This is a genomic window from Hathewaya proteolytica DSM 3090, from assembly GCF_900142225.1.
Lineage (GTDB): Bacteria > Bacillota > Clostridia > Clostridiales > Clostridiaceae > Hathewaya > Hathewaya proteolytica.
This window is the reverse complement of the sequence record NZ_FRAD01000010.1, coordinates 15,006-39,745: the sequence shown is the minus strand read 5'-3', so window position 1 is coordinate 39,745 and position 24,740 is coordinate 15,006. Positions and strand designations below refer to the sequence as shown.

At 33.1% G+C, this 24,740-nt stretch carries 24 protein-coding genes; 5 read left to right on the top strand and 19 right to left on the bottom strand.

Features of this window, described 5'->3' with window-relative positions:
* Positions 1-2 precede the first annotated feature (2 nt).
* The 6 genes from uvrA to ftsE form a co-directional block, all read right to left on the bottom strand.
* Positions 3-2,846, bottom strand: coding sequence for an excinuclease ABC subunit UvrA (gene uvrA / locus BUA73_RS06735; RefSeq protein ID WP_072903392.1), 2,844 nt, complete (start codon positions 2,844-2,846; stop codon positions 3-5).
* Between the two features lie 31 nt (positions 2,847-2,877).
* Positions 2,878-4,839, bottom strand: coding sequence for an excinuclease ABC subunit UvrB (uvrB, locus tag BUA73_RS06730; RefSeq protein WP_072903391.1), 1,962 nt, complete (start codon positions 4,837-4,839; stop codon positions 2,878-2,880).
* A 42-nt stretch (positions 4,840-4,881) separates the two neighbouring features.
* The gene (locus BUA73_RS06725) at positions 4,882-6,060 is read right to left on the bottom strand and encodes a PDZ domain-containing protein (protein ID WP_072903390.1); all 1,179 of its coding nucleotides are present in this window, start codon (positions 6,058-6,060) and stop codon (positions 4,882-4,884) included.
* A 19-nt stretch (positions 6,061-6,079) separates the two neighbouring features.
* A complete protein-coding gene (locus tag BUA73_RS06720; RefSeq protein WP_084672123.1) occupies positions 6,080-7,351 on the bottom strand; it encodes a S41 family peptidase in 1,272 nt (423 codons plus the stop codon).
* Between the two features lie 96 nt (positions 7,352-7,447).
* Positions 7,448-8,344: a permease-like cell division protein FtsX gene (gene ftsX / locus BUA73_RS06715; protein WP_072903389.1), complete on the bottom strand. Its 897-nt coding sequence runs from the start codon at positions 8,342-8,344 to the stop codon at positions 7,448-7,450.
* Positions 8,334-9,020, bottom strand: coding sequence for a cell division ATP-binding protein FtsE (ftsE, locus tag BUA73_RS06710; RefSeq protein ID WP_072903388.1), 687 nt, complete (start codon positions 9,018-9,020; stop codon positions 8,334-8,336). The genes ftsX and ftsE overlap by 11 nt, the downstream gene beginning before the upstream one ends.
* Before the next feature lie 381 nt (positions 9,021-9,401).
* Between ftsE and BUA73_RS06705 the strand changes: the two genes are divergently transcribed.
* The 5 genes from BUA73_RS06705 to BUA73_RS06685 all read left to right on the top strand — a co-directional run bounded on the left by BUA73_RS06705 (position 9,402) and on the right by BUA73_RS06685 (position 13,240).
* Positions 9,402-9,866: a hypothetical protein gene (locus BUA73_RS06705; protein WP_072903387.1), complete on the top strand. Its 465-nt coding sequence runs from the start codon at positions 9,402-9,404 to the stop codon at positions 9,864-9,866.
* A gap of 88 nt (positions 9,867-9,954) precedes the next feature.
* Positions 9,955-10,404 carry a hypothetical protein gene (locus BUA73_RS06700; RefSeq protein WP_072903386.1) on the top strand — a complete coding sequence of 150 codons (450 nt, stop codon included), beginning with the start codon at positions 9,955-9,957 and terminating at the stop codon, positions 10,402-10,404.
* Between the two features lie 11 nt (positions 10,405-10,415).
* On the top strand, positions 10,416-11,438 hold the full coding sequence (locus BUA73_RS06695) for an FtsX-like permease family protein (protein WP_072903385.1): 1,023 nt from the start codon (positions 10,416-10,418) through the stop codon (positions 11,436-11,438).
* Positions 11,439-11,615: 177 nt separating this feature from the next.
* Entirely contained in the window at positions 11,616-12,578 is a 963-nt protein-coding gene (locus tag BUA73_RS06690; RefSeq protein WP_143146983.1) for an ABC transporter permease, read from the top strand.
* A complete protein-coding gene (locus BUA73_RS06685; protein ID WP_072903383.1) occupies positions 12,578-13,240 on the top strand; it encodes an ABC transporter ATP-binding protein in 663 nt (220 codons plus the stop codon). The genes BUA73_RS06690 and BUA73_RS06685 overlap by 1 nt, the downstream gene beginning before the upstream one ends.
* Positions 13,241-13,274: 34 nt before the next feature.
* Here BUA73_RS06685 and BUA73_RS06680 read toward each other — a convergent pair whose 3' ends face one another.
* From BUA73_RS06680 to BUA73_RS06620, 13 genes are all read right to left on the bottom strand, one after another.
* Positions 13,275-13,637, bottom strand: coding sequence for a hypothetical protein (locus BUA73_RS06680; RefSeq protein WP_072903382.1), 363 nt, complete (start codon positions 13,635-13,637; stop codon positions 13,275-13,277).
* An 88-nt stretch (positions 13,638-13,725) separates the two neighbouring features.
* A complete protein-coding gene (locus BUA73_RS06675; protein WP_072903381.1) occupies positions 13,726-14,076 on the bottom strand; it encodes a type II toxin-antitoxin system PemK/MazF family toxin in 351 nt (116 codons plus the stop codon).
* A gap of 73 nt (positions 14,077-14,149) precedes the next feature.
* Positions 14,150-15,310 (bottom strand): alanine racemase, encoded by a 1,161-nt coding sequence (gene alr, locus BUA73_RS06670; RefSeq protein ID WP_072903380.1) that lies wholly within the window; start codon positions 15,308-15,310, stop codon positions 14,150-14,152.
* 25 nt (positions 15,311-15,335) lie between these two features.
* Positions 15,336-15,965 carry a germination lipoprotein GerS-related protein gene (locus BUA73_RS06665; RefSeq protein WP_072903379.1) on the bottom strand — a complete coding sequence of 210 codons (630 nt, stop codon included), beginning with the start codon at positions 15,963-15,965 and terminating at the stop codon, positions 15,336-15,338.
* 78 nt (positions 15,966-16,043) lie between these two features.
* Positions 16,044-17,558 (bottom strand): NAD(P)H-hydrate dehydratase, encoded by a 1,515-nt coding sequence (locus BUA73_RS06660; protein WP_072903378.1) that lies wholly within the window; start codon positions 17,556-17,558, stop codon positions 16,044-16,046.
* Between the two features lie 4 nt (positions 17,559-17,562).
* Positions 17,563-17,937, bottom strand: coding sequence for a holo-ACP synthase (gene acpS, locus BUA73_RS06655; RefSeq protein ID WP_072903377.1), 375 nt, complete (start codon positions 17,935-17,937; stop codon positions 17,563-17,565).
* 135 nt (positions 17,938-18,072) lie between these two features.
* Positions 18,073-18,417, bottom strand: a complete 345-nt coding sequence (locus BUA73_RS06650) for a DUF6514 family protein (RefSeq protein WP_072903376.1) — start codon at positions 18,415-18,417, stop codon at positions 18,073-18,075.
* Between the two features lie 240 nt (positions 18,418-18,657).
* A complete protein-coding gene (locus BUA73_RS06645; protein WP_072903375.1) occupies positions 18,658-19,974 on the bottom strand; it encodes a hypothetical protein in 1,317 nt (438 codons plus the stop codon).
* Complete coding sequence (locus BUA73_RS06640; protein ID WP_072903374.1) at positions 19,967-21,097, bottom strand: DUF58 domain-containing protein; 1,131 nt, start codon at positions 21,095-21,097, stop codon at positions 19,967-19,969. The genes BUA73_RS06645 and BUA73_RS06640 overlap by 8 nt, the downstream gene beginning before the upstream one ends.
* Before the next feature lie 8 nt (positions 21,098-21,105).
* Complete coding sequence (locus tag BUA73_RS06635; RefSeq protein WP_072903373.1) at positions 21,106-22,056, bottom strand: AAA family ATPase; 951 nt, start codon at positions 22,054-22,056, stop codon at positions 21,106-21,108.
* Positions 22,057-22,125: 69 nt separating this feature from the next.
* On the bottom strand, positions 22,126-23,328 hold the full coding sequence (locus BUA73_RS06630; RefSeq protein WP_072903372.1) for a glycosyltransferase family 4 protein: 1,203 nt from the start codon (positions 23,326-23,328) through the stop codon (positions 22,126-22,128).
* A 198-nt stretch (positions 23,329-23,526) separates the two neighbouring features.
* Positions 23,527-23,850 carry a single-stranded DNA-binding protein gene (locus tag BUA73_RS06625; protein ID WP_072903371.1) on the bottom strand — a complete coding sequence of 108 codons (324 nt, stop codon included), beginning with the start codon at positions 23,848-23,850 and terminating at the stop codon, positions 23,527-23,529.
* A gap of 71 nt (positions 23,851-23,921) precedes the next feature.
* Positions 23,922-24,722 (bottom strand): YihY/virulence factor BrkB family protein, encoded by an 801-nt coding sequence (locus BUA73_RS06620; RefSeq protein WP_072903370.1) that lies wholly within the window; start codon positions 24,720-24,722, stop codon positions 23,922-23,924.
* Positions 24,723-24,740 lie beyond the last annotated feature (18 nt).

Sequence of the window (24,740 nt, the reverse complement as noted above, 5' to 3'; positions counted from 1 at the left end):
ATCTACCCCTTTTCAATTATTTTCTTAAGGTATTCTCCTGTATAGGACTTCTTATCCCTTATTATATCTTCAGGTGTGCCTTCAAACAACACCCTACCACCATTTTCTCCGCCCTCTGGTCCTAGATCAATTATGTGATCAGCACATTTTATAACATCAAGGTTATGCTCAATAACCACAACGGTATTATTGTTTTCAGCTAATCGAGTTATAATTTCAACTAATCTACTTATATCATCTACGTGAAGTCCCGTAGTAGGTTCATCTAGTATATAAAGTGTCTTACCTGTGCTCCTCTTTGAAAGTTCAGTTGCCAATTTTATTCTCTGTGCTTCTCCTCCAGATAACTGAGTAGATGACTGACCAAGTTTAATATATCCAAGCCCTACATCATAAAGGGTTTGAAGTTTATTCTTTATCCTCGGTATATTTTCAAAGAACTTTAAAGCCTCCTCAACAGTCATATCTAGCACATCATGAATGTTCTTGCCCTTGTACTTTACTTCTAAAGTCTCTCTATTATATCGTTTTCCCTTGCAAACTTCACAAGGAACATAGACGTCTGATAAAAACTGCATTTCTATTTTTATTATACCATCACCAGCGCACGCCTCGCACCTTCCACCTTTTACATTAAAGCTAAATCTTCCTTGTTTGTATCCTCTTACTTTTGCTTCATTAGTTTGAGCAAATAGGTCTCGTATTATATCGAAAACTCCAGTATACGTAGCAGGATTTGATCTAGGTGTCCTTCCAATAGGACTCTGATCAATATCTATTATTTTATCAATATATTCAGTTCCCAAAATTTCCTTATGTTTTCCTGGAACTACTGTACTAGATCCTAATTTTTTGCACAATCCCTTATATAAAATTTCATTTACAAGTGTACTTTTACCAGATCCTGAGACCCCTGTAACGCAAGTAAATACACCTACTGGGAATTCCACATCTATATTTTTAAGATTATTTTCACTGGCACCCTTAACTATGATGCTATTTCCATTTCCCCTTCTTCTCTCCTTGGGAATTGCAATATATTTTTCACCCCTTAAGTACTGACCCGTTATGGATTTCTCACATTTTTTTATATCTTGAAGACTACCAGCTACAACAATCTCACCACCATGCTCTCCAGCTCTTGGCCCTATATCTACAATATAATCCGCAGCCAACATAGTATCTTCGTCGTGTTCCACTACAATCAATGTGTTTCCAAGGTCTCTTAAGTTCTTCAGTGTGGCAATAAGCTTATCATTATCTCTTTGGTGCAAGCCTATACTTGGTTCATCCAATATGTATAAAACCCCTACAAGACTTGAACCAATTTGTGTTGCCAATCTAATTCTCTGTGCCTCTCCTCCCGACAATGTGCCGGCTTTTCTCCACAAATTAAGATACTGAAGTCCAACATCCATAAGAAATTGTAATCTGCTCTTTATCTCCTTTATTACTTGATGACCTATTAATTGCTCCTTTTCTGTAAGTTCTATATTATCTATAAACTTTAATTCATCTTCTATGGACATCATACAAAATTCATATATATTCTTTTCACCTACGGTTATAGCAAGAACATCGTCCTTTAACCTAGCACCTTTACATTTAGGGCAGTTCACTTCTTTCATAAATTTTTCAATTTCTCGTTTTATAAACTCTGATGAAGTTTCATTATATCTTCTTCGCAAATTATTTATAGCACCCTCGTAGCGATGATTATACACACCCCTTCTATCATCCTTCACGTAGGTTACTTTTAACTTGCCATCTTTTTCAGGCATGCCGTACAATAGTATATCTACAATATCATGGGGCAAATCCTTCACTGCTGTATTAAGTGAAAAACCGTATTTTTCACTTAGCGCCCTCAAGGTACACATCCTCCAAGAATGCTCATCTTTTAAGCTAGCATCACCATAACATGCAATAGCTCCTTCCATAACACTTTTCTCTCTATCAGGTAAAATTAGTTCTTCGTCTATTTCTATAAGAGTGCCCAATCCATCACAATAATCGCACTTTCCAAAAGGAGCATTAAAAGAAAAAAGTCTTGGTTCTATTTCTGGTATACTTATACCACATTTAGCACATGCAAAGTGTTCGCTGAATAATATGTCCTCACCTGTAGAAATCTGATTTATTATGGCAAAACCATCCCCAAGCTTTAAGGCAGCTTCTAAGGATTCTGTTAATCTAGATGTAATTCCCTCTTTTACAACGATCCTGTCAATGACAATATCTATATTATGTTTCTTATTTTTATCTAGCTCCACATCTTCTTCCGTTAATTCATATGTCTCACCATCTATTCTAGCTCTAACGTAACCATCCTTCACAATTGCCTCTAATACTTTTTTATGTTCACCCTTTCTACCTCTTATCACTGGAGATAGAATTTGGATTTTAGTTTTTTCCTCCATAGAAAGTATTTTATCTACCATGGTGTCAATGCTTTGTTTTGTTATCTCGTCTCCACACTTTGGACAATGGGGACGGCCAATTCTCCCGTACAATAATCTTAAATAATCATATATCTCCGTTACAGTTCCCACGGTGGAACGCGGATTCCTACTAGTGGTTTTCTGATCTATGGATATGGCAGGGGACAGCCCTTCGATATATTCCACATCTGCTTTATCCATTTGGCCGAGAAACTGCCTTGCATAAGATGAAAGCGATTCCATGTACTTTCTCTGACCCTCTGCATATATAGTATCAAAGGCCAATGAAGATTTTCCTGATCCAGACAACCCTGTAAATACAATCATTTTATCCCGTGGTAATTCTAAACTTACATTTTTAAGATTATGTACCTTTGCACCCCTTATAATTATTTTATCCTTCATTATACTTTTCCTCCTGTGGTAAAAGTGCAGTTTATCTCATGGCTTCGATGATATCCCTTAATTCAGCTGCTCTTTCAAATTCCAGATTTTTTGCCGCTTCTTTCATTTCCTTTGTATACTTTTTAATCAATTTATCCTTATCATCTTTATTAATGCCTTTCATGGCCTCTTCTACAGCACTATACTCTACACGTTCATCAGCAACCGTAGCTTCAATAACTTCATGGATTTCCTTGTATATGGTGGTTGGGATTATACCATGTTCTTCATTGTATTTTTGCTGTATTTTTCTTCTTCTGTTGGTCTCATCGATAGCATATTTCATGGACTTTGTCATGACATCCCCATACATAATTACTCTACTTTCTGAGTTTCTTGCCGCCCTACCAATGGTCTGCACAAGAGAAGTCTCCGATCTTAAAAAACCTTCCTTGTCTGCATCTAGAATAGCTACAAGAGCTACCTCCGGAATGTCAAGTCCCTCTCTTAAAAGATTTATTCCAACTAGAACATCAAATTTTCCAAGCCTTAGTTCCCTTATTATCTTCATTCTGTCTATGGTTTTTACATCAGAATGAAGATAATTAGTTTTTATGCCCATTTCTTTCAAATATTTTGTAAGATCCTCTGACATTTTTTTTGTGAGGGTTGTCACCAGTATTCTAAAACCCTTATCAATGGTCTGCATGATTTCATTGTATAAATCATCAATTTGACCTTCAGTAGGTTTAACTATGATCTCCGGATCTAAAAGTCCCGTAGGTCGAATAATCTGTTCTGCCACACTTACAGAATGCTCTAATTCATAAGTACTTGGAGTTGCACTGACAAAAACTGTCTGATTTAATTTATGTTCAAACTCTTCAAACTTAAGAGGCCTATTATCATAGGCACAAGGCAATCTAAATCCATACTCTACTAAATTAATTTTTCTAGAGTAATCACCACCATACATGGCCCTTACTTGAGGTAGAGTAACATGACTCTCATCAATAAACAATAAAAAATCCTTTGGGAAATAATCAAATAAAGTGTTGGGCGGAGTCCCAGGAGCTCTTCCATCGAGAATTCTAGAGTAATTCTCGATGCCACTGCAATATCCCATTTCTTTAATTATCTCCACATCGTAGTTGGTCCTCTGCTTCAACCTTTGGTATTCTAATAGTTTATCCTGCTCCTTCAATTCCTTTAATCTTACATCTAATTCTTCCTCTATAGTATTTATAGCTCTAGCCAGTCTATCCTCCGAGGTTGCGAAGTGCGAAGCCGGGAATATTAGTGCATGTTTCATCACCCCAGTAACCTTTCCAGTAAGCACTTCAAATTCGCATATTCTATCTATTTCATCTCCAAAAAACTCTATTCTTATTCCAATATTAGTAGCTGACGCAGGAAAGATATCTAATATATCACCTCTAGCCCTAAAGGTACCTCTTACAAAATCTATATCATTTCTTTCATACTGTATTTCAACTAATTTTTTCATTATATCATTTCTTCCAAATTCCATGCCCGGCCTTAGAGATACAGTAAGTTTTTTATATTCCTCGGGATTACCTAGACCATAAATGCACGATACAGATGCAACTACAATGACATCATTTCTTTCCAATAAAGATGCTGTAGCTGAATGACGGAGTTTATCTATTTCATCATTTATAGATGCATCCTTTTCTATAAATGTATCCGTTTGAGGAACATAGGCTTCAGGTTGGTAGTAGTCATAGTAAGATACAAAATATTCCACAGCATTTTCAGGGAAGAAATCCCTGAATTCTGAGCACAATTGTGCGGCTAATGTCTTATTGTGTGCTAAAATCAATGTTGGTTTTTGAACCCTTTCAATGATGTTTGCCATGGTGAAAGTTTTTCCCGATCCAGTAACTCCTAACAAGGTTTGAAAAGAATCACCCTTTTCTATTCCTTTTACTATACCTTCAATTGCCTGCGGCTGATCCCCAGTAGGTTTAAATTTTGAGCACAACTTAAACATAAACACACCTCCACCTTGAATTTTCTCAACTGTAAATGAAAACTAATTCTTCTCATCCTCTTTTGTGGTCTTATCGTAATTTTCCCTTACTTTTTCTAATACTATTCTAAACCTACCCATATTTTTAGCACTTTTGTCTTGGCTCTCCTCATCCTTCATGTTTCTCGGTACAAATATTACTCCTAAGGGGATTTTACTGTTAAATTTGTCGTACTCTATATTCCTCACTTCTCCCCTTTTCTTTTTTATTTTAAGCCATATTTCATTTTGCAATGTTTGAAGGTATTCCACTATATTTTTTTCGCTATCCATCACATGGTGGTTTATTTCTATTACTACATCTCCACTTTCTATACCCATGATGTCTCCCTGTGAATTAGGAGCCACCTCTAAAACTCTCAATCCTTCATCTTCATTTATAAATATTGGCTTCCTAAAGGCCTCATACAAATTATCTAGCAATAGCATGCTCTCATGTAAAAGCGGCACTACCATTAGAATTAAAACTTGCAGAAGTACATTTGCCGTTAAAAACCTGGACATTAAAAGCACAACAAAGCCATAAGCACCTATTATACTTCCGGACACCAAACATTTCATTCCTTTGCTCTGTGTAAAAGTGACACTATGATATCCAATAACAGAATAGAAAGGATATGCTGATGTAAAGGCTATGGGAACTGTCCAAGATCTATTAAATATAAAACCGCCAATGACACTTCCATTTTTATTATTTAGCACAGGTATAGCACCTCTACCACCATCTATAATTACTAATAATCCTTCTATAATATGCATTATCCCGATTAGAACCACTAAGGATTTTATGTTAAAATTTGTTTTACCTATATAATTAAGATACACAAAACACAATCCCATAATAGATCCCGAATATGAAAAACAAATTAATTTCGGCCTTATATTCATGAGCAGTATAGATATTAGAAACAAAATATAGATTATAGTTCTATTGCCAAAATCCACGCCTATTATATTCATAGCTATACTCCCTACAGCACCGCAGAAAATGCCTATGCAAATTTGGGACATTGTTAGCTCTAGGGGAGAATCCACCCGTTTACCAAGCATTATTCCATGCATCAATGCATATCTCCTATTGCCTGCGTAGAGTTTTATTCCTATGAAAAACAGTAGTAATAGTAAGTAAGGGTTTGTTATAGCAAATGCTATCCCTCTTAAAGTCTGTAATACACTTTCCATATTTACCCCCATATTTTTATTATTTACTCAGCTTTTCCTTCATAACTTCTATAGCTTTATTTAGTTGATTATCCTTTTCTTTAGAATAGGTAGTATTTTTAAATGCATTGTCATATTTAATTTCAACTTCAGGGTGGATTCCTTTTTTGTCTATATTTTCACCCTTTGGAGTATAATAATACGATATTGTTACTTTTAGCCCGGAACCGTCATTTGTGCCTAGCAAGTTGTCATTTAAAACAACCTGAACTTTACCCTTTCCAAAAGTTTTATCTCCTATTAGTGTAGCTCTATTGTGGTCCCTTACAGCACCAGAGAATATTTCTGAAGCGCTGGCACTTCCTCCATCCACTAGTACTACTAATGGAATGTCTGTATATTTACCACCTTCTGACTTATATTTAGTTTGATTCTTAGCCTTATCCTCCGTGTATACAATGACTTCACCCTTAGGAATAAAATTAGAAGTTATTTTTACACATTCATTTACATAACCACCGGGATTTCCTCTAAGATCTACTATTATACCTTTAGCATTTTTAGCTTTAAGATCTTTTAGTGCCTCGGCAAAAGGTTCACTGCAATCCTCATCAAACATGGTGAGCTGTATGTATCCAATTCCAGAATCCAGCATTTCACTAAACACAGTTTGTATTTGAATTTCTTCTGTAACTATAGTTTTATCATATTCCTTTCCATCCCTCTTTAAGACCAAATTCACCTTATCCCCAGCCTTGGTTTTCATAATTGTTAGTGCATCATTTAATGTTTCTTTTGTAACACTTAAATCATTTACCTTAACTAATACATCTCCTGATTTTATACCAGCCCTATCTGCAGGTGCACCTTTAAAAGGAGATATAACAACAACCTCATCGGTCTCCTTGTTAGCCCCTATTTGAATTCCAATACCAGTATATTTTCCAGAAACATCCTTATTCCAATCACTTAATTCTGATTCGTTCATATACACCGTATAAGGGTCACCAAGGGCTGTCACCATTCCCTTTATGGCACCCTCTAACACTTTGCTTTTATCATATCCATCCACATAGTATTCATCTATGGTATTTTTCACCTTATAAAGTTCATCAAAAGTATTTTCATCAACTAATTTAATTTCTTTTCTGTTTATTGCCCATACTGCAGCACCGGTGGCAAAGTTAGTTGCAATAACAATACAAATTACAACTATGAGCCACTTGCCCTTTCTGCGCTTTTTTTCCTTAAAATTCATATCTTCCAAATGTTTATCTTCATAGTTTGTGTTTATATCATTATCATTTTCCATCTAGAAATCTCCTATCAACATATTTTAAAAACAGATGGAAAAAATAACTCCATCTGTTTTTTCTCTTATTATATTATCTCCTGCTATTTAAAATGATTATACTCTTAAATGCTTTCTTATTGAGAACATACTTCCAAGGGCACCTATAATTACACCACCAAAAATAAATTTCCATGCCATACTAACTAAAACGTAAAGTGGATTTATAAGTGTGAAAAATGCCGAAGTAATGAAAGTATTAAATACTAAATACTTATATACAAAAAACAGTACTGTTATTGATAAAATACTTCCTATAAAACCTATAAGCATGCCTTCTATTATAAATGGCCATCTTATAAACCAATCTGTAGCCCCTACGTATTTCATTATTCCAATCTCTCTTTTCCTTGAGAAAACTGCTAGCTTTATAGTGTTTCCTATCAAGAAAACCGAAACAACCAATAGTACAGATGATAAAGCAACTCCAGCTATTTTAACGGTTTTGGTTATTTTTTCAATGAAAGCCACCGCCTTAGTAACCTCTGTTATGTTTTTTATACCAGCCATGTCCTTCACACCGTCTATAACAGGCTGAATAAATTCAGGTTTTTCAACGGTTATAACAAACGCCATAGGAAATGGATTTCTCTCTTCAAGACCTTTTACAAGTTCTTCTCCATTTTTTCCGAACATCTCTTGGGCATCTTTGAAGGCAGCCTGTTTGTCTCTAAAGTTTACATGTTTCACACCAGCGGTTGCACTTATTTTAGCGTATATAGCATCCATTTGTTCTTTAGTTATATCATCCTTAAGATACACAGCGGCCTGTAAGTCCGAACCAACTTGTTTCACCACATTATCTATTGTAACCAGTGACAGCAAAAATACACCAAATATAAACAATGTAGCCATAACAGTGGCGATGGATGCAATACTTAAGGTCTTGTTTCTCTTTAAGCTTTTAAGCGATTCAGTAACAAAATACTTAATTGTTCCAATGTTAGTCTTCATAGTTATATCTACCTTTCTCCTCATCTCTAGCTATAGTACCCTTCTCGATACTTATAACCCTTTTTTTCATCATATCAACAATATCCTTTGCATGTGTAGCCATAAGAATTGTGGTCCCCGATCTATTTATGTCGCTTAATATTTCCATAATTTCCATAGCTGTGTCTGGGTCTAGATTTCCTGTAGGTTCATCAGCTATAAGAATGCTAGGATTGTTAACTATAGCTCTGGCGATAGAAACCCTTTGTTGTTCACCACCAGATAATTTACTTGGCAGCGCATTGTATTTTTTAGAAAGATTTACCATAGAAAGCACCATAGGAACTTTTCTCTTTATATCTTTTGAAGACATGCCTATAACTCTCATAGCAAAGGCAACATTTTCATATACATTTAGTGTTGGTATAAGACGAAAATCTTGGAATACCACGCCAATTTTCCTCCTATAGTATGGAACCTTTGCCCTATTTAGTGTAGACAGATCAGTATCACCTACAATCAATTTTCCTGAAGTAGTGTCTATCTCTTTGAGCAAAAGTTTTATAAATGTAGATTTTCCTGCACCACTTGGACCTACTAAAAACACAAAATCCCCTCTATTTATACGAACATTCACATTAGATAAGGCAGTTACATTTTTATCATATATTTTTGAAACATTTTTGAACTCTATCATATATCTGTCAGCCACAAAACATGTATAGAACACTCATACATACGGTGAAATACCTTATTCCTTGTGGCGTTCTCCTTTCTATATTTCAACTTAGATTTTCATACATTTCTATTATATCATAATATGGATATCAATAAAGAAACTTTTTGGTTAAAATTATTTTTTCGTACCAGATTAAGTATCAAACATAATATGCTATATTTCCAATTTCAATTTATTTGAGTCAATTCAAAAGATTAATCTTTAAACTGAAAATAGATTCATATTTGTTTATTTTTTTACGTTTACGACATTTTTTTTACTTTTCGCGACTAATATGTTGAAATTTATAACTAAATTTTGTATAATAATTTTGAAATTTATGAAAGGAGGTGAAAATTCATGAAAAAATCTGTAAAAATTTCTTTATTAGTTTCTATCATATGTGCTACATTCATTCTTCCTACACAAGCTCAATCATTTGCACAAGCAACTTGTGAAAGTGGGGATTGGAACCCTTTTAAACATGATACAGGTGTCGCAACTATGCATTTTTGTTCTTCACACCCTGATGGATATAGCAAATACAAAATAAACCTTGAGGTAAAATCTAATTATACGTATACATCAGTACAAAAAAGTACATTGCAAGCAAGAGGCGCTGTATTAACTTGGATGGATCCAAACTCTACTACTAGTCGCTCTATATCTATAATCACCGGTGAAAGCGATGATTATACTGCAATGGCTAGAGTTATCTGCGATGATGTATTTTGTACAACCTGCCTCGATTCAGGTAACAACTCATATCCTGGTGGTCCCGGAAGAGCAACATTAAATCAATCTAGTGCTTGGGTAACGGAATAATAATTAAAAATATTGAATATATTTTTAATATATATTCAATATTTTTCTTTTAACTTACATTTTTAGCTTTATTTTAAGGAGACCATTTATGTCTTATAACTGCTCTAACAAAAACACTTATTCTAATGAACAAAGTAAATTTGAACTCGTTCGACAACAAATTATAATTCAACAGTGTGAAACCACTAAAAAAAAATATTATTCATGGATGAATCAGCTTTCTATGTTTAATCTCATAATAGCTTCTATTCCATTTAGAGAATTGTTGTCTGGCTTTAAAGATATACAACACATTCTCATGGGACCATTACTTGGTATACTGACCATACTCTATATGTTAGACAAAAACTACAAATATCTAATTTCCATAATTATACTTCACATTTATCCTGATTTTGTGTGTTGGCCATACTTCAAAATAGTGAGTCCACTAGCTATTCTCATGTCCTTTGTATTCATGTATTGGGAATATAAAATTCACCTTCTCAATGATAGAATCAATGAAATAGCATATATCAACAAAAAAAATGAAAACTGAGGTGATACCCTATGATAAACTATCTTCTTGGTAGACTAGCTAAAGACAAATCACAGCTTATTATTCTTATAATGATGAATATAGCCATGATTTTTGTAACATTATACTTCATTCAGTATGGTGTTTTTAAATCCGTATTTTCTAGAGATAATATGGGGCAAAATATATTAGTGGTAAATTCCAATAATTTAAAATTGCATACATTAAATACTATTATAAATGAAATAAATGCTTCATCATCAAATAAGATTGCATATATTAATTGTGCCAAAAAAATGGGTAATAATGAAGTTGTGGCATTTTTTAACGAAGAATATTTAAATAAACATGGTATAAATGACCTTATGTGGGGACATTTGATGAAGGATAATGAATTTATAACCGACTATCACCTTAACGCCCAGAATTTTATTATAGGTAAAGATACCTTAGTTGTATCTGGCGGTGCTTACAATTCTATATGCAATAATGATATCCATTATTTGATTACAGAAAAAAAATTCAAAGAACATTTTTCAGAAGTAAATTCTATTGATGTGTTCTTCCATAAATCACTTGAAAAGATTGAAATAAATAATATAACATCTATATGGAAACAGCACGATTCTAATGCCACATTCACTGATTTTTGTGGTTTTTCACCTGGTGGCTTTTCTGCTGTTCTAAATACACTTATTATGGCAGCAGTAGCACTGTTAGGTTGCTTTTTTATTCTGACATCTGTTATAAAAATCGTAATTGCAAATCAAACACAAGAAATAAAAATCATGATTTTATGTGGTGCTCAGAAGAAAAATATCTGTCTCCTTCACTGTTTGGAAATTTCAGTAATTTCTATTCTTTCTTTAATAGTTTCCAATTTGTTATTTATGTTTTGTGTAAATAAAGGTTATTTTATTTTCCCAACTATAAATTATACATCGCATTTCCTTGGAAATGCTATATATTTCTTATTTGTAATAGTATTAACTATTCTTTGCTCTACAAAAATACTGAGAGACAAAAAAATCTATTTGAGAGGACAGGTGATGTAATTGAAAATGTTCAGGCTTATATTTCATAATTTGTTTAAACAAAAGTTTAAATCTTTATTCCTTATATTTATATCTTTTGTATCCTCTATGCTCTTTTTAATAACATGGAGTTTTTTGTCTTATCACACAACTGCCTTCAGTTTTGCACAGAGCTTACAAAACACAGTAGTGTATACCATGCAAAAACCAGAAGCCATCACAGAGGAAAACCTCAAAAATATTAATCATAATATATTTCATGAAATTCTTATTTCCCCCATAAGATGCAACGACACCATTATGAATAATTTTTCTTACGATGATTATTTAATTAAGGCGTTAAATTATAAACTTTATAAAGGTCGCAACATTGGAAATGATAGTGAAATATTAATTACAAGAAAAGCTTCTTCTAAATATAGCGTAGGAGATACTGTAAATATAGAGTATTTCTCCCCTAAAGGTAATACAATTACTTCAAAGAAAACTATTGTAGGTATATTAGATAATGATTGTATATTGTATCCCTTTACCACTTCTTGTAAAATGAATTATTCTGACTTTATAATTGATACAGAGAAAACTACATCTATTGTTGATTTCCAAGGTGGTGCCATTATATGCACGGATAGCGCTTTACGTGGTAACTCCATACCATCTATTCCAATGTATTTTGTAGATAAAAATATAATTAAAAATGGCAAAGTATTAAACATTAATTTATCTGATTATGGTTATCTTAACCGTGGTGAAGACATACTAGCCAATAGTGAACCTAGATACACTGATACTTTAAAAGACATCATTATGCTATGCGTAAATGCATTTTTAATTTTTGTAGCTGGTTTTTGTGGATATGGTCATTTTGATATGTGGTATCGGCGGTCTGAACCAGCCATTTATTATCTTTGTGGAATGTCACACAAGCATTCTTTCATATTAATGACAGTGCAAAACTTTATTCTTATGGCTATAGGTTGTCTGTTAGGAACCTTATTGGGTTCATTTTTAATTAACTATACAAATCTAGACGGAATTTTTCATTTTTCGTATATAATAGTGATTTTATTATTCATGTTAATTACATGGATTATAACGTTTGTTCCTAATTTTCTTTTTCTAAAAAATAATAAAATATCAGAACTGTTGAGGGAAAAATAATGTGTATTATTAAATTAAGCAATATCATAAAAAAATATAATGCTGGTAAAAAAAATGAAGTATTAGCTTTAAACAATGTCTCTTTAGAAATAAACAAAGGTGATTTTTTAGCAGTAACAGGTTCTTCTGGTGCTGGAAAATCAACGCTCTTCCACATAGTAGGTTGCATTGATGGTTTTGATAATGGGCAGTACAAATTAATGGGCAATGATATTAAAAACTACAACGATAAAAAGCTATCAAAACTGCGAAACACATTCTTCGGATATGTGTTGCAGGATTTTGCCTTAATCGAATATTGTACAGTTTTTGAAAATTTACGTGTCCCACTTATGCTTAGTAGCAACAAAATAAAGGAAAAGGACGCAACTTTAAAAGCACTTAATAAGGTGGGTATGGATAACTATCTCTATTCAAAAGTTTCAGAGTTATCTGGTGGTCAAAAACAAAAAGTAGCCATTGCAAGAGCTATAATCAATAACCCTGAAATTATACTAGCAGATGAACCTACAGGTGCACTCGATAGCGAAAATTCCAAAATGATTATGGATCTTTTTGAAAACTTAAATAATGAAGGTATAACTGTAGCTATAATTACCCATGATCCGAAAGTATGGGCTAGGTGTAAGAAAGTAATAACCATAAGTGACGGTAAAATATAAAAGTGGTGGGGTAAAATCCCACCACTTTTATATTTTATGCTCTTAAAACAAAATCCACCACATATTGCAAAACAAAAGCATATATTGCAAGTAAAATGCTACAATATGCAACTACCTTTGTAAATCCAAACTTTAAGAACCTAAGTCTCCACTTATCCATGTGGTTTAAGTCTCCCATTAAGGATGGTTTTGACATAGATATAGCAACGAGAAAAAGTCCAAAACAAGATAAATAAATACCAAGTTTGTATGTCCATTCTAGCATCAACGTGTAATCGAAGGCCTTTCTAGACAAGCTCATTACGCCACCTATTAATATTCCTATTAAAAATAAAACTACAAATACCTTAAGAGATATCAGCACGCATTCCCAGAAATCTTCCAGTCTATCCTTCATATTTTTCCTCCATACCACTGTTAATTATAATAATGCTATTATAATAACACAAAAATATAAAAAATAAAATCTATCCACCTATCTATTTCTAAAGACCCACACTAATTCTCAACGCTTTATCAACTTTTATCATATCTTTATCAGTCATTTGTCCTATTTTCTCTTTTAATCTTCTCTTGTCAAGAGTTCTAATTTGCTCTAGTAATACTACCGAATCTTTATTTAATCCATATTCCTCCGAGGATATTTCCACATGGGTAGGTAGCTTGGCTTTGTCAATCTGAGAAGTGATGGCTGACACTATAACCGTTGGGCTGTGTTTGTTGCCCACATCATTTTGAATTATGATCACAGGTCTTATGCCACCTTGTTCCGAGCCAACCACCGGACTTAAATCTGCATAGTAGATTTCTCCGCGCTTTACTATCATCATAGTCATAAAGAAACTCACACTCCATAGCCGGATTGATATATAATGAAAATTCTCTTCTAGCTCATCGGAGTTACTCAATTTATATATAATTTCTTACTTGAACTACTTTTCCTTCCTTTATGTATACTCTTGGTACTCTTTTTCCAATTACGCACAATACCTCATAGCTTATGGTACCCATTAATTCTGCAATTTCCTCAGCTGTTATGCTATTATCTCCATCTTTGCCTATAAGAGTTACCTCCTCACCAAGATGTACACCTTCAATATCAGTGACATCAACCATGCACTGATCCATACATATGGTTCCAACCACCGGTGCATATTTACCTTTAACTAGCACTTTAACCTTACCACTCAATACTCTGCTATATCCATCTGCGTACCCTACAGGTAGTGTTGCTATTACGGTTTTTTTCTCCGTAACAAATTTTCTTCCGTATCCAACATATTCACCAGAATTAAGTTCTTTAATATTTATAACGTTAGTTTTCAACGACATAACGGGTTTAAGATTAATAATATTTTCATTTACTTCATGTGAAGGATAATATCCATAAAGTATTATTCCTGGTCTCACCTGCTCACCTATTCCCTGTTGTAAATCAATTATGGCGGCACTGTTATACATATGCCACATACCTGTATCTATTTTTTTATCCTTTAGCTTTTCTACAAACCAATCAAATCTTTTCATTTGAAGTTTTGCGTAACCCTTATCAACCTCATCTGCTGTGGAAAAATGAGAAAATGCTCCATTAATTTTTATGTTTGGTAACCTACTTATTTTTTCAATCTCTTCTATGCTCTCTTCATTTGGAAGGTACCCTATTCTACCCATACCGGTGTCAAGGGCAATATGAATTCTCGCCGTTTTATTTTTTTTCTTAGCATAATCTGATAATTTTTTGGCGAAATCATATGTAAATACAGTTTGGTCTATGTCGTATTTAATTATGTCATCTATAAAGCTAGGAGGTGTAAATCCAAGAATCAATATAGGACATTTTATTCCTGCACGCCTCAACTCTATAGCCTCACTTAATACTGCCACTGCAAAACTATCTGCTCCATTTTCTCTTAATACAGACGCCACAGTGACAGCACCATGACCATATGCATCGGCTTTTACCACCGCCATTATTTTTCTGTCCCCGCTCAAACGCTTTATCTCCTGCATATTGTGTTTTAAATTGTCCAAATTAACTTCTGCCCATACAGGTCTTAAATGTTTAAACATTGCAATCACCTCAACTTTTGTTTGTCTATAATTCCTCGTCATTAATATCTATATTTTTCATAAACTCCTTAAACATAATATACATGACTTCTTTATTGTCTTCGTTGTAAACTTTTATTTCTAAGGGAACACTTCTATCCAAATCGTAGTATATAGAAGCCCAATGTATATTTTTATTATTCCCGGCCAATTCAAAGCTTATCATGTCACACTTTCTTCCCCTATACTCCAAAGGCTCCGCATGCATTTCTCCCTCTAAATAAAAGTATTTCATATATTCTTGAAGGAAACAAAATCTATAAACATCCGCCTTTTCTTCTGATGTGTACTCCATGCCATTGGCATCCTTTACGGAAAGACTATTTCCGTTGAAAAAATAAGTATTTTTCTCTAGAAGAAGTTTCCCACCCCTATTTGTATCATAAATTTCTTTACCGCTACACACTATTTCTTGTTTTGAATTCTTAACAACTATATCAACACTGGCTTTATACGATGCTATACTCTTAATTTCCTCTATTGCTTGGCTGCTATAATCATCTTTATATAGATTTTTTATGTATATAATAGCAAATATTATACACACTAAAACACAAAACAAAATTAAAATGAATTTAAAATTCATGATTTTAAAAGTTTTTTTCTTATTTTCCATAATAAAATTCCTCCATAACATAGTTTATTATTATTTTATTATGGTTTAGTTGATTATATTACACAGTTACACCGAATATTAATCTGTAAATTCACGAAGTGTTTTAGATAATTGGCCTATTATATCCTCTGCCGTAACTACATAATTATATTGCGCCATATAATCACCAATATATCCGTGAATATACGCACCCATAACTGCAGCTTTTAACTCATTGTATCCTTGGCCGATAAAAGAAGCAATAATACCAGTAAGGCAATCTCCCATACCTCCGTTGGCCATGGCGCTATTTCCACTTGTATTAATGAAAACTGTATTTCCATCAGTAATCACCGTATTATGCCCTTTTAATAGGACAACCACTTCGTATTCTCTTGCGAACTTACATGCCACGTCTATTCTATTTTTTTCAACATAGCTTATATCTTTTCCTGTAAGCCTGCTCATTTCACCAGGATGTGGTGTAATAATGGTTTTAAACCCCGGTCTTTTCTTCAAAAGCTCTTTATGGTTGCACAACACATTTAGTCCGTCAGCATCTATTACCATAGGAGCATTGCTATTTTCTACAACGTATTTAAGCTGCCTATAAGTTATATCACTATCTCCCATACCTGGGCCAAAGGCTATAACTGTGGATTTTCCCAGCAAATTGGCTACCCTTTCGTCTTGAAAAGTCATACACATAGGCTCTGTTAAAGAAGATGACAATGCCTGTAAGACTTCTTCATGACATACTACATAGGTAAGGCCCGCTCCACATCTCACCGCAGCTCTTGCACATATCTTTGCTGCACCTGCAAATCCACTGGATCCTGCGAAAATCAATAATTTTCCAAAATCCCCCTTGTGAGATGTAGCTTTCCTTTTGTGAAAGTTACTTTTTACATAATCTTCATTTACCATATAACACTTAGAGTCATACTTTTCCAAAGCGCATGGTGGCATTCCAATATTTTGAAGAACTACTTTTCCTATATACTCAAAAGCCTCATAATTTAAAAACCCAAATTTATACATAGCAAAAGAAATTGTCTTTTCAGCCTTCACTGCTACACCTAGGATTTCTCCAGTATCACATTGAAGACCTGAAGGAATATCTATAGAATAGACATCTGACTTTGACCTGTTCAAAACTTCAATAACAACCTTGGCTACACCTTTAACTTCTCTGTTTAGCCCGGTGCCAAATATTCCATCAACTACGAGAACATCTGATTGAAACATGGCACTTATGAATTGTATATCCTGTTCTTCATAGACCTCACAGATTGTACATCCCATATTTTTTATTATATTAAAGTTGGAAATAAAATCTTCAGATTCCCTACCAACGTGAAGAATTATAAACTTCACCGTGTTTCCCTGTGACAGTAATTTTCTACCTATAGCCAGTCCGTCGCCTCCATTATTGCCCTTGCCACACAGCATAATATACTCCTTGTACTTGTTTTTAGGAATATTGTAAACAAAACTCAACGCCGCGTTTTCCATAAGCACAAGACTTGGTATGCATAATTCTTCTGTACAATATTTATCTAAAGCTCTTATGTTCTCTGCAGAATTAACTATATCAAGATTATTTTTATTCATGGTTTTAAACTCCTTCCAGTATAGCGTAGGCAATGGCATGGGTCTCACTGTGAGATATACTTAAGTGCATTTTGTACTGCCCATTTTTTTCGGCAATTATGGCAGCTTTTCCGAATAAAGACACCACGGGCTTTCCTAAGGCATTATTTTCTATCACAATATCCTTAAATTGAAAATCCCGAAATCCTGTCCCCAAAGCCTTGGCCACAGCCTCTTTTGCTGCAAATTTCCCTGCTACAAATTCAGGCCTATATTTCCTTTTCTCCAAATTTTCTATTTCAATTTTAGAAAATAACTTTTTTAAAAATGCGTCTCTGTTTTCCAAGCTTTTTTTGATTCTCTCAATTTCAATTATATCAGTTCCGATTCCTATTATCATTAAACCACCATCCTCAGAAAGCAATATCTTCCCTTATACAGATTAGAATACTTTTTTTAAAGAATATAGTCAACCCACATATAACAAAAATAGACAACATTATAATCAACATTGTCTATTTTTATATAAAAAACCTTATGCTATTTCTATATCTCGAGTAAAATCTTCAACGTAAGAATCTATATATTCACCTAAAACATATACTAGATGTATAGGTGATGTATTGTTTTCACTTATAAGTTCCATAAGATTTGCTACCTTTTCCATCTTCGGACTAATAGTTTTAACACAATCTCTTTCTATATTTACTATTGTTCCGTTTACAACATCCTGCCTCTCCACTTCTATTCCGTAAGTATCAACTACTGTCAACTGATCTTTTATGTAAAGACTTGTCTCACTCTTTATCAATCTGTAGATGTAATTGTACTTCACCTCGTTGTCAATAACTTGTTTCAAAATTGTTTCAATAATTTCCATAATAAACTCCGACCCCTTTAAATTCAAATTAGCTCACATAACCGTGTTCTATGTTTAAATAATATCACTTTTAAATGTACTATTTTGTCATAATGTGTTGCCTAATTTGAAAAATCGTTTTACAAAATAGTTCAATTTTCTCTATGCTTCCCTAATACTCAGCTTATTTAAATTGTTATATCTAAGGAGTTCAGAATTGTCTTATTAAATTTTGTCGATTTCCAGAGAAATGTAAATTAATCAATCGAATTTTTTATTATTTTTTTTATTCTTTTTTTGAGATCGTGAATAAACAATATTATACGCCTTTTTCATCGTCTCCACCATATCGTCAGTAACTTCATGGTTGGAAAACTTTCCTTCGTTGTATATATCTTTTATCACATCAAGTTCTTTAGGTGACTCTATCACAGTTTTCATCTTATTTGATAAAGCTGTGGGTGTAGCAGAGGCTTTGTAGATTTCTCTTTCTTGGGTGATATTTAAAAATTCAAAATATATTTTCTTCACAGTGCCAATATTGCTTTTTTCATATTGATTTATAAATTCCTTGCGTTTATGCTTTTTTCTGCACTTTATTTTTTCAATTTCACAATATTCTTGGTTACCAGCCCTATCTGTGTTATTTTCTCTTAATTTTTTCTTTATAAACATTATAAATCCGCGAAAAACAAAGAAAATAATAAGAAGGACAATCAATATTAATATGGCTTTCCCAACACTATCCAGGACTTTCACTATTAATTCTAACAATTTATTCTGTTCACCGGGTAATTTTTGTACATTCTCTATGATTAATGCCTCTTTCTTTCCAAACTCATTGATTATATTGTTTGGTTCAATGCTCTGCCTCAGCTTTTCATATATATATACTATAGGAATAGCTATGATTTCCATAGTTTTGGTGAATGCAACCTCCAGCTTATTTTTTATGCTAATAAGCAAAATTTGAAAAAAATTATTAACCCAAGGTGTCATAAAAAAAATAGCCATTGCAATCATGGATAAATTAAACCATTTGTCATGTTTTGTTTTTATGCCATTTTCATAATTTCTTGATTTTCTTAAAAGAACAATGGAAACAAATATATTATATAAAAACACTATATTACATTGATCTTTTATTGATGGTTTTAAAAATTGTATGCATATACTGGAGCAAATACCTATTATACTCCACATTTTAACCATAAATACATATTCTTCATAGCTGAAGTTGTTTGTATTAAAGCTTCTAGTTGTTAGCAAGGCTATTAGTGAGAATATGTAGTAAAATACACATATGACCATACTTTGATTTGCCATATAATAAATAAGAGGTGATGCTAGAAAAAAAATCATAGATGCATTTATGATTTTTCTTTTCTTGTCTCCATTTTTTAAGCAAAATTTCTTATTTACATATTGAACAACACAAAGTTGCGTAGTCAATGTAATTACAAAGAAAATATTTAGTTCCTCACCTAAAAGGCCTGCAATAAAACTTCCCACCATAAAAATACTAGAAGCTATAAATACGTTGTATATTATACTAAGATGAGCCTTTAAATCATTCATAATTTTTCTCACCTCTAAATCTTATTATTTCTATACCATCTATATAAGGTACTTCATTTTTACTACCTATGTCCATCACATAGATTATAATACCCTTCATAGCTAAAAAAGAAAGCATTGCCGCATCCTCTTCTTTTATTTTCTTGCATACAAACAAATATGTAGTGTCTATTCTAAATCTATCAATATTATTTTTAATGTATTCTCCAAAGTCGAATTTCACTGAAAGATATATTGATGAACACAATTCCAATAATTTAGCTTTGTTGCCTTGATTAGGCAATATCTCCGAAGTTTTTATGGAATCCCCCATTATAATATTGGAATTCGTACCCATTCCCACACTTATACCATCAATATTACACTGAACTATGATACTAGCACATATTTCAATGGCCTTTTCAAAGTCATTGTTGTCCAGTTTACAATCATACTCGCCCTTGTTTCCAACATTTAAGTATACCATAAGAGATCTGTCCGTTGTGCACTCAGTTTCTTTTACCATGAGCCTTCCCATCCTAGCTGAAACCTTCCAATGCACATCCTTCATTCTGTCGTTTGTTGTATACTGCCTTATACCTTTTATAAGAAAATTGTCATTATATATCCAATTTCTAATTGGTATTTCTCCAAAGGAACTTCTGCTCTTAAATTCGTAATTCCCTAAATGAGTTATTTTGGGATACACAACAAACTCCACATAGTCATTATTAAAAATATTTATATTGTACAAACCTAAAAGGTCACCTAAAACGGTATTTATGCTGCTAAATGTATAAATTCCCCTTTCCTTGGCCTTTATTGTTACTAATTTACTTCTTTTCTCAAAAGCATTTAAGCTGTACTTGCTTACACTTCTATCAGATTCAAAAATTTCGTTATCCCCATTATCCAAGACGTAACTTAGGCCTTGAGGACAATCTTCTATAACATACGCAATTGGTATGGGAATTTTCTTGCAATTTTCAAAGGTGGTTTTTATTTGAAAATATTCACCTCTATATACCCTTCTGCGGCCTTGAGCAGTTCTACTTACTCTCATATTTTTGCTCATTAATTTAAGCAAAATTTTATCAGCTATACATGCAAGAAGTATTACAAAACACACCACCATCAAATTCATATTATCACCTATATTTTCTCCATGGGAGTATTTACCTTTTTAAGAATATCGTCCATTATGTCTTCACCTATATTATGGTTCATATCCGAATATCCATTATAAAGCATTCTATGGCATAGAATACTTTTGGCTATGTATTTTATATCCTCCGCTATAACGTAGTCTCTTCCATTTATAGCTGCATTAGCTTGGCTACCCTTCATTAGAGAAAGAGTTCCCCTAGGACTTGAGCCTAGTCTAATCTTCTCATGGCATCTAGTCATCTTAATTATATCAACTATATATTGTTTTATATCATCTTTTATTTCTACATATTGATAATTGTTTTGTACATATTCTATATCTTCTTTTGTGACAACTTCTTGAAGGTTGTCCAGCGGTTCTTCTGACTGAAACCTATTAAGCATGATTAGTTCTTGTTCTTCATTGGGATAGCCAAGGGACATTCTCATAAAAAATCTGTCTAGTTGAGCTTCTGGTAGTGGAAAAGTTCCGAACTGTTCCACTGGATTTTGAGTTGCTAAGACGAAAAAAGGCTTTGAAAGAATGGTTGTAACTCCTTCCACAGTAATTTGTCCTTCTCCCATGGCTTCTAATAATGCCGATTGAGTTCTAGGTGTTGCCCTATTTATCTCATCTGCAAGTATTATGTTTCCCAGCAAAGGTCCTTTTCTAAATTCGAATTCTCCAGTTTTTTGATTAAATACGTTCATTCCCGTTAAATCAGATGGAAGCAAGTCCGGTGTAAATTGAATACGTCTAAACTCACAGCCAATGGATTTTGCAAAAGCTCTAGCCAATTTGGTTTTACCTAAGCCCGGAACATCTTCTAAAAGAACATGACCAGAACAAATAAATGAAACTATAATTTTGTCTATATATCTCTCCTTACCTACAATAACTTTGCTAACATTGTCATTTACTTTTTTCTTGAATTCCTGAAATTTCTGAACTTGCATATTTAATCACCCCATCAATGAAATCGCTTATATTAGTTAATTCTGTTTATGTTATTCATGAATATGATACTATAGAGGTCTAATTATTTCAAGTATCCTATCTGTTAGTCCATGCCAGCTAAGAGGTGTTGTATCAATCTCTTTTAAGCTTTTTTCTTTTATTGAAATCATGAGTTTTTCCATAGCTTTACATAAGTTTTCTTCATAGCTTGGTAACTCCGTTCTCAATGGTTTATCTATGGTTTCCATAGTTGGTAGATCTACAAATATTATTCTTCCAGATTCATTTATTTCTTTTCCAATCCACTGCTTTACACCCTTAATATTAGATGCCACAACACCCATACCAGATGCTAGCGCTTCTACAATGACTAAGGGAAGTCCCTCAAAATACGAAGGTAAAATAAATATATGGCTCCTGCTATACAATTGTGAAAGTTGCTCATGATTCAATTTGCCCAGAAAGTTAACCTTGCCCTTAGCCCCTTTGAACATTGTTTTTATATCTTCTAACTCTTCACCTTTTCCAGTCCCCACTATATTTAATTCCACATTTTTATGCTTACGGCAGAGAAGATTAAATGCATTGTACAAAGGCTCTAACCCCTTAGCATAGCATACCTTTCCAGTATAAACTATTTGAAATGGCTCAGTTTTTTCTATTTTTCTTTCATAAAAAACACCATTGTCAAAGCCTACACCTGTAACATAAATTTTACTAGGGTCTATGCAGAAGATCTCCTTAATCTGATTTTTACATTCATGGTGAAGTGCTAAAACACCTGTAAGCTTTCCTATGTTTTCTTTAATAAACTCATTTTCCATGTCATGGCTCAATATCTGCCTTAAATCTGTGCTATGACATATTCCAAATACTTTTCTATGGCTTAATTCCTTCCGTGCTATGGCAGTTCCCAAATATAAATGATGACAAATTACCACGTCAGGTTGAAATTCCTTATCTGCCTTTCTTATAACTCTGGAAAATTCTTTTTTATAACTGTTAATTTGGCTTTTCGACAAATTTCTATATTGTGAACTTTTATATGGCATAGAATCACTCATTCCTACCACATTAAAGGGCAAACTTTCACTAGAAAAGTTTATTGGGTAACATTGCACATTCTGAAATAGAGTATGATCCCCTTCATCCTGTGCATAAATAAAACTTTGACTGTGACCCCTTTTATTTAGCTGCTCTATTAAATTAACAGCGTAAATGCCACTACCAGTATCACAAGGTCTCTGTGAAATAATGTGAAGTATTTTCATATGTATTTCCCCCTTTCCAAACAATACCTAAACTTAACTATATCTATAATTTAATTATACTAAAAAATAGCTATTATGTATCGCAATAGCTCACATTATATCTATAGTTTTTTTCAATAGTGTTTATATGTAAAATATATGCAAAAAAGAGTTGTGCGTATTTTTATACTGCACAACTCTTCTTTTTACCTCAATAGCTTACTGGGCCTTTTGCTTGGACTCCAATAGCTTTATTTCCTCTGCTACAATTTCTGTATAATACTTTTTTTCACCCTCACTATTTTCGTAATTACTGTTCCTAAGGGTTCCTATTACGCTGACAAGCTTTCCTTTATTGAGGTAAGGCGCTAAACTCTCCGCTATATTTCCCCACAAAGCCACATTGAAAAAATCTGCTTCCTTGTCCTTTGCTTTTTCTCTTTCTACAGCTAAAGCAAATTTAGTATATTTCTTTTTATTTTCCTGTGTTTCCTTCAGCTCTGCATCTTTTGTAAGTCTTCCTATCAAAAAAATTTTATTCATGGATAGTCCTCCTTAAATTTATATTAAGATTATACCCACTTATTTTTATTTTAAACTTGTTTTTGATATTTCTATTCTTCTACTAACACAGCATTTATCTCTCCACCTAACAAAATTATAAATGAGATAGTGAATAGCCACAAAAGAAGAATAATTACAACACCAAGTCCACCATATATCCTAGTATAATTATTAATGTTAGTTACGTAGTAAGATATTATTTGAGAACTTAGTATAAATCCCAATGATGACAATAAAGCACCAGGTATAACTTCTTTTACAGTCATTTTCCTACAAGGAACAATATAGTAGATGGCAGACATTATAATAAAGAGAATAAACAAGGATATTAAGTACCTCAATATATTCCAATTCCATTTGAAATTAGGTGGAAGTTTAAGATAATCCATCACCACTGAACCAAGATTTTCTCCGAAAACTATTATACCAAATGCCACCACAAGCACGATTATAAATCCTATAACAAAAAATATAGACATAATTACCGTTTCAATATATGGCCTATCTTCATCAGTTTCGTAAGCTTTGTTTAACCCTTTTATAACTGCCCTAAACCCACTGGATGAAGCCCAAATTGTACCAATGATTGAAAAAGATAAAAGTTCTATTCTTCCTCCCGCCAAAACTTCTTGCACAATACCACTAGTGAGAGTGTACACATCGGAGGGCATAATAGATCTCAAGGCCTTTAGTACCACCGTGCTATCAATTTTGCTATATCCTATTATGGTGAGCAAACACATCAAAAATGGAAAGAAAGAAAGTATTAAGTTATAGGTTAATTGGCAAGAAAGGGCATACAAATCGTGCTCCTTAAAACGCCTTATTAGCTTCGCAATAAAAACCACCATTTCTTTTACCTCATTAAT